4 protein-coding genes and 2 pseudogenes are annotated in these 7,182 nt (G+C 75.2%); 1 reads left to right on the forward strand and 5 read right to left on the reverse strand.

Annotated elements, in window-relative coordinates:
• Both ACTUAL_RS01775 and eno read right to left on the reverse strand, forming a co-directional pair.
• Nucleotides 1–78 (reverse strand): annotated as a pseudogene (locus ACTUAL_RS01775) (hypothetical protein); the annotation flags it as partial.
• A 221-nt stretch (nt 79–299) separates the two neighbouring features.
• Complete coding sequence (gene eno, locus ACTUAL_RS01780) at nt 300–1,586, reverse strand: phosphopyruvate hydratase (RefSeq protein ID WP_012783296.1); 1,287 nt, start codon at nt 1,584–1,586, stop codon at nt 300–302.
• Nucleotides 1,587–1,781: 195 nt separating this feature from the next.
• On the opposite strand from eno, the gene ACTUAL_RS01785 reads away from it, so the two are divergent.
• Nucleotides 1,782–2,165 carry a tetratricopeptide repeat protein gene (locus tag ACTUAL_RS01785; protein WP_096491447.1) on the forward strand — a complete coding sequence of 128 codons (384 nt, stop codon included), beginning with the start codon at nt 1,782–1,784 and terminating at the stop codon, nt 2,163–2,165.
• 217 nt (nt 2,166–2,382) lie between these two features.
• On the opposite strand, the gene ACTUAL_RS01790 is transcribed toward ACTUAL_RS01785, so the two are convergent.
• From ACTUAL_RS01790 to ACTUAL_RS01800, 3 genes and pseudogenes are all read right to left on the reverse strand, one after another.
• Nucleotides 2,383–3,318: a lytic transglycosylase domain-containing protein gene (locus tag ACTUAL_RS01790; RefSeq protein WP_096491446.1), complete on the reverse strand. Its 936-nt coding sequence runs from the start codon at nt 3,316–3,318 to the stop codon at nt 2,383–2,385.
• A gap of 225 nt (nt 3,319–3,543) precedes the next feature.
• Nucleotides 3,544–6,720, reverse strand: coding sequence for a S41 family peptidase (locus ACTUAL_RS01795; RefSeq protein WP_440899033.1), 3,177 nt, complete (start codon nt 6,718–6,720; stop codon nt 3,544–3,546).
• 174 nt (nt 6,721–6,894) lie between these two features.
• Nucleotides 6,895–7,182 (reverse strand): annotated as a pseudogene (locus ACTUAL_RS01800) (MazG family protein); the annotation flags it as partial.

Here is a 7,182-nt window from a genome sequence, read left to right on the forward strand (position 1 = left end):
CACGTCGGTGTCGGCGTGCGCGCCACCGTTGAGGATGTTCAGCATCGGCACCGGCAGCACGTGCGCGTTCGGGCCGCCCGCCTTGGGGGCGCCTGCCGAACCAGGACCCGAGCCCGAGCCGACACCCGCGCCCGTCCCGGCCGCGGACCCGGCTCCGCCCCCCGCGCCCTCGCGGGCCGAGGTCGTCCTGCCCCCCGAGCGCCCCGAGCCGGACCGCGAGGTCCGGCCCGAGGCCCCCGAGGCAGAGCGGGACCCCGGCGCGGACCCGCCGCGCCGAGCACCCCGTTCCCTCCCGGCCATCAGCCCTCCGGCGTGAACCGCGGGAAGGCCGTGTCACCGGCGTAGCGCGCGGCGTCGCCCAGGGCCTCCTCGATGCGCAGGAGCTGGTTGTACTTCGCGGTGCGCTCGCCGCGGGCGGGCGCGCCGGTCTTGATCTGGCCGGCGCCGACCGCGACCGCGAGGTCCGCGATGGTGGTGTCCTCGGTCTCACCCGACCGGTGGGACATCATCGAGCGGTAGCCGTACGAGGTGGCCAGGGACACCGCGTCCAGGGTCTCGGACAGCGTGCCGATCTGGTTGACCTTCACCAGCAGCGCGTTGGCGGCGCGGCGGGAGATGCCCTCCTCCAGGCGCTCCGGGTTGGTGACGAACAGGTCGTCGCCGACGATCTGCACCTTGTCGCCCAGCGCGGCGGTCATCGCCACCCAGCCGTCCCAGTCGTCCTCGGACAGCGGGTCCTCGATGGACACCAGCGGGTAGGCGTCGACCAGCTCCGCGTAGTACGCGGACATCTGCTCGGCGCTGCGCTTGTTCTTCTCGAACGTGTAAGCGCCGTCCGAGAAGAACTCGGTGGCGGCCACGTCGAGCGCGAGCGCGATGTCGCGGCCGGGGCGGTAGCCCGCCTTCTCGATCGCGACGAGGATCAGGTCGAGCGCGTCGCGGTTGCTGGACAGGCTCGGCGCGAAGCCGCCCTCGTCGCCCAGCCCGGTGCCCAGGCCCTTGCTCTTGAGCACGGACTTGAGCGAGTGGTACACCTCGGCGCCCCAGCGCAGGGCCTCGCGGAAGCTCTCCGCGCCGATCGGCGCGATCATGAACTCCTGGATGTCCACGTCGGTGTCGGCGTGCGCGCCACCGTTGAGGATGTTCAGCATCGGCACCGGCAGCACGTGCGCGTTCGGGCCGCCCACGTACCGGAACAGCTCCAGCCCGGACGACGCCGCGGCGGCCTTGGCCACGGCCAGCGACACGCCGAGGATGGCGTTCGCGCCGAGGCGGCCCTTGTCCGGGGTTCCGTCCAGGTCCACCAGCTTCTGGTCGACCACGCGCTGCTCGACGGCCTCGATGCCCACCAGCTCCGGGCCGATCTCGTCCAGCACCGCGGTGACCGCGTGCTCGACGCCCTTGCCCAGGTAGCGCTTCGCGTCGCCGTCGCGCAGCTCCACCGCCTCGTGCTCGCCGGTCGAAGCGCCGGACGGCACGGCGGCGCGCTCGAGCGTGCCGTCGTCCAGCGCCACCTCCACCTCGACGGTGGGGTTGCCGCGCGAGTCCAGGATCTCGCGGGCGCCGACCTGCTCGATGACAGCCACGTGCTGCTCCCTCGTCAGACCATTCCTGTATCGGTGACGAGACTAGTTGGTGACGTCCGGGACCTCGCCCCGACGGGGGTGCTCGGGGCGGCTCGTCCACCTGGAACGGTCAACCGGGTCGCCACCTGCGGTGACGACCGCGGTCATCCGGCTGGTGGTCGAACCGGCGCGGGGTGCGCGAGTACCGTGGCAACGATGGCCGAGAGCACGTTCGACGCCTTCCGCAAGGCGGAGGCACTGCTGGCGGAGCGCCGTCCACTGGAGGCGCTGCGCGCGCTGGAACCGGTGCTGGCGGAGGCTCCGGGGGAACCCTCCGTGCACCTGCTCGCCGGGCGGGCGTACCTGGGGTCGGCGCAGTTCAGCCGCGCCGAGGAGGCGTTCAGGAAGGTTCTGGAGATCGATCCGTCCGACTACTACGCGCGGTTCGCGCTGGGCAGGACGCTGCAGCGGCAGTCCCGGCTGCCGGAGGCGCTGACCCAGTTCAGGATGGCCGTCGCGATGAACCCGACGCCGGAGTACCAGGAGGCGCTGGGCGAGCTGAGCGCCCGCCTGGCGGTGGAGCGCGACGCCTCGGGGTGAGCCCGGCCGAGTGACCGGAGCGGGCCGGGAGAGCGCTCTCCCGGCCCTCCGGCATCGGCTTCCCGAAGCACGTGGCGACCGGCGCGAACCCGCCGCGCGGCCGGGCGTGTCGCGCACCCGCCCGGCGGCCCGGTCAGCGGCAGGCCCAGGCGACCCGCCCAGCGGTAGGCCAGGGCGACCCGCCCGGCTCTGCCAAGCAGCCCGCCCGGCGGCCCGGTCAGCCCGTCAGCTTGCCCGTCGGGGCGGGAGCCCCCACGCTCGCGCGGGCGTACGCGTCCGCGCCGCTGAACACGTTGCGCGCGTACTCCACCGACTCGTTGTAGGTCATCACCCCGCGCCACCACCCGGCGCCGCTGGTCATGTCGCCGCCGCTGACGCACAGGTACCGCCCGGCGGTCAGCGCCGCGTCGTCGATGTCCTGCGGGTCGGGGTCCTTCCCGTCCCCGTTGGCGCGCATCCCGTAGCGCGCCCACGTGGTCGGGATGAACTGCATCGGCCCGACCGCGCGGTCCCACCGGGTGTCGCCGTCGAGCTTGCCGCCGTCGGTGTCCTCGATGGCCTTCACGCCGGGGCTGCCGTCGAGCGGGATGCCGATGATCGGCTCGTTGGGCCTGCCGTCCTCACCGAGCTCGAGCCCGCCGATGGTGCCGTGGTGCGACTCGATGCGGCCGATGCCCGCGAGCGTCGCCCACGTGATGCCGCACCGGGGCAGCTCCTCGCGCAGCAGCAGCTCGGCCTCGCCGTAGGCGCGCAGCGCCCGCGCGGGGACCTCGATCTTCTTGGACAGCTCGGCGGCCCAGGCGGCCACGGCGGCGGAGGTGTCGCCGCCCCTGGCGGTGGACGCGGAGGGGGAGGACGACGCCGAGGAGGAGCGGGACGGGGAGGCGGACCGGGAGTCCGACGGGGAGGCGCCGGGCGCGGCCGTGGGCTCGCCCGCGGCGTTCGGCACGGCGCTCCCCGGCTCCAGCTCCTGGAACGGCACCTGGAAGGGCGGCTCCGGCTCGGCCCTGGGTGTGCGCCCCAGCATGGCGATGCCGTAGGCGCCGCCTGCGACGGCGCCGAGCAGGATCAGGACCAGCACGAAGCGCCCGAAGAAGGCTCCCCGGCGGGCACGCCGGTTCGGCGCGGGCTTGGACTGCGGCGGGACGACCACCTGCCCAGGCTACGGGTTCACGCTGCGCTACCCGCCGGAAAACCCGGACGGATCGTCCTGTTTGTCCGAAGGGACTGGTGGGGACCGGGATTGAGGGGTCCCCCCGGCGGGGCGCCCGTCAGCGCGCTGACGCAGCGCCACCACCGGAGAACCCGGTGGTCACGCGGCCGGGCGTCCCCCGCCGGGAGCGCGCGCGCCGGGCGGGGGACCGGGGGTAGATCAGATTCACCCCAATGGAGGTAGCGCGGGCGGCACGGCGGCGGGGCGGGTCTCCAGCGCCTCCAAGGCCAGCCGCACCGCCGTGTCGAGCTGCGGGTCGCGCCCGGCCACCCGGTCCTGCGGGGTGATCACCACCTCCACGTCCGGGTCGACGCCGTGGTTCTCCACCCCCCAGCCGGGTCCGGCGAACCACGACGCGTAGCGGGGCTGGGTGACGCCGGTGCCGTCGACCAGCGAGTACCGCATGTCGATGCCGATCACCCCGCCCCACGTCCTGGTGCCGACCACCGGGCCGATGCCCATCTCCTTGATGGCCACGTTCACGATGTCCCCGTCCGAGCCCGCGTACTCGTCGGCGATCGCCACCACCGGCCCGCGCGGCGCGTCCGCCGGGTACGTCTCGTGCGCGGTGAAGCCCCGCCCGACCGACCAGCCGATGACCTTCCTGGCCAGCTTCTCCACCACGAGCTGCGAGGTGTGCCCGCCCGCGTTCTCCCGCACGTCCAGCACGACGGCGTCGCGCGCCACCTCCACCCGCAGGTCCCGGTGCAGCTGCGCCCAGCCCGAGCCCATCATGTCGGGCACGTGCAGGTAGCCCACCCTCCCGCCGGACAGCTCGTGCACGCGGGCCCGCCGGTCGGCCACCCACGCGTGGTAGCGCAGCGCCTCGTCGTCGGCCAGCGGCACCACGACCACCCGCCGGGGGTCGCCGTCGCCGCCGGGCCGCACGGTCAGCTCCACCGGCTTGCCCGCCGTGCCCACGAGCAGCGGCGCGGGCCCGGTCAGCGGGTCGACCCGGCGGCCGTCCACGGCGGTGATCACGTCGCCCGCCCGGACCGCGACGCCGGGCGCGGACAGCGGCGAGCGCGCCGCCGGGTCCGAGGTCTCGCCGGGGATGACCCGCGCGACGCGCCACGAGCCGTCCTCGCCGCGCTCCAGGTCCGCCCCGAGCAGCCCCACCCGGCGGCCCCGCGCGCGCCGCGCGGGCATCACGTAGGCGTGCGAGGTGCCCAGCTCGCCCTGCACCTCCCACAGCAGGTCCACGAGGTCGTCGTAGCTGCCGAGCCGGTCGACCAGCGGCCGGTACCGCTCCAGCACGCCCGCCCAGTCGACGCCGCCCATGTCGGTGCGCCAGAAGTGGTCGCGCATGAGCCGCCCGGCCTCGGCGTACGCCTGCCGCCACTCGGCGGCCAGGTCCACCACGACCCGCACCCGCGACAGGTCCACGTCGACCGAGTCGGTGTCCTCGCCGTCGACCTTCCGGTCGCTGGGCACCACCCGCATGTCGTCGCCGTCGTGCACGACCAGCCGCTGCCCGTCGCCGGTGACGGTGAACGCGTCCACGCCGTCGGCCAGCACCTCGGTCCGGGACTTGGCCAGGTCGAACCGCTCCAGCACGGCGCGCGCGGGTCGCGAGTCGGCGCTCGCCTGGTTGTCGCCCAGCACGCCGTGCAGCGGGCTGCGCAGCCACAGCAGCCCGCCCTTGGCGGTGGTCAGCCCCGAGTACCGCCCGGCGGCCACCGGCACCGCGACCACCCGGTCGGCCAGGCCCTCCAGGTCGACGACGGTGATCGGGTTCTCCTCGTCCTTCTCCTTGTCCTTGTCGCCGGAGTCGTCGCCGACCGCCCGGCCCAGCCGCAGCGGGTCGAACGGGGACGGGGTGGTCGCGGCCAGCGGCACCAGGTGCGGGCGGCAACCGGTCGGGAACGACATGTCGAACACGTGCGCGTCGTACACCGGGTCGAAGCTGCGCACCGACAGGAACGCCAGGTGGCGGCCGTCCTCGGTGAACGCGGGCGAGAAGTCGGAGAACCGCAGCGGCGTGACGTCCACCGGGACGAGGTCCTCGGTGTTGGCCATCCGGATGTGCTGGAGCGGGCTCGGGCCGGGCTGCGCCCAGGCCAGCCAGTGCGAGTCGGGCGAGAACACCAGGTCGTCCACGTGCGGGTTGGCCCCGGAGAGCACCTCGCGGACCTCGCCGGACTCGACGTCGACCAGCAGCAGCCGCCCGTCGTGGGTGGCGACGGCGAGCTTCCTGCCGTCCGGCGACGCGGCCAGCTCCAGCACCCGGCCGAGCTGCCCGGCGGCGACGCGGCGCGGCTCCTCGCCCGGCTCGCGCCCGCCGACCGGGCTGAACTCCAGCGCCTCCTCGCCGTCCGCGTCGGTCACCCACACGACGGTGTCGCCGAGGACCCTGGGCAGCCTGGCCCGCACGCCCGGCTCCTCGGCCAGCGCCCGCACCGGGCCGTCCCGGTGGGTCACCCAGTGCACGGTGCCGCGCACCTCGACGGCGCTGGCCCGACCGGTGCGGTCCGGGCTGGCGTCGTCGGGGCTGGGCGCGACGTGCCGGGGCGTGCGCGCGGTGCGCGGCCCGGCGAGGGCGATGTCGAGCCTGCGCGGCTCGGCGTCCAGGCCGTCGAGCAGCCACAGCTCGCCCGCGCACTGGTAGACCACGCGGCGGCCGTCCGTGGTGGCGACGCGGGCGTAGAAGAAGTCCTGGTGGGTGTGCCTGCGCAGGTCGGAGCCGTCCGGGAGGGCGGAGTAGACCGAGCCGACGCCCTCGTGGTCGGACAGGAACGCGATCCGCCCGCCCACCCACATCGGCGAGGTGAGCGGCGAGGTCAGCTCGGGCAGCACGCGGGTGAACTCGCCGCTCCCCTCGACGTCGACCCACAGCTTGGCCGCCATGCCGCCCCGGTACCGCTTCCACCAGGCCGGGTCGCGGCCCGCCGCGCTGGAGGTGAGCACCTGGCGGTCCGGACCGTAGGCGACGTCGCCGACCCAGCCGAACGGCAGCTTCTCCGAGGGGCCGCCGTCGAGCGGGACGGCGTGCGCCCACTCGCGGTTGCTCGTGGCCTGGCCGGTGGTGCTGATCGCGACGACGCGCCCGTCCGGGGTCCAGGTGCGCACGCCGGTGATGTGGTCGCCCCAGTGGGTGAGCCTGCGGGCGGGGCCGCCCGCGACGGGGGCGGCGTGCACCTCGGGGGCGCCGTCGCGGTGGCTGGTCCAGGCCAGGTGGGCGCCGTCGGGGGAGAAGCGGGGGGTCGACGCGCGCACCTGGTCGGCTGACACGCGCCAGGCACGGCCGCCGTCGAGCGGGGCCAGCCACACGTCGTCCTCGGCCACGAAGGTGACGAGATCCCCGTGCAGGTGGGGGAAGCGGAGGTAGGCGGGTTCGGTCACCCCCTCGACGTTAGCGGCCACCCCCGTCAACACCGGATCGGCCACCCAGGCGGGCGAAGGTGGCCAGGGGGTGGGACGGCGGGGGTGCGCCGCCCCCGACGCGAAGAGGTCGCCCGCCGGGACCACCGGTGGACGACCTCTCGCGGCGCTCAGCGCTCAGCGCTCAAGCCCCGGTCAGGCTTTCCAGAACTCCCGCCAGTCCTCGGCGGTCAGCGCGGTCCGGCCCGCCGCGCGCGCCGCGAGCTCGGTCCGCCGGACGCTCCGCTCGAACGCCCGCGCCACCGCCCGCAGCTCCGCCTCCGGGTCCTCCCCCGCCAGCTTCGCCAGCGCGGCCACCCCGAACAGCGTCGTGCCGGTGTCGTCCCCGTCCGGGACGAGGTCGGCGGGCCACCCGGCGCGGGCCGCCCGCTGCACGAGCTTCGCCGCCAGCGCCGCCGCGGGCTGCCCGAGGGCGACCCCGTC

The organism is Actinosynnema sp., assembly GCF_052038725.1.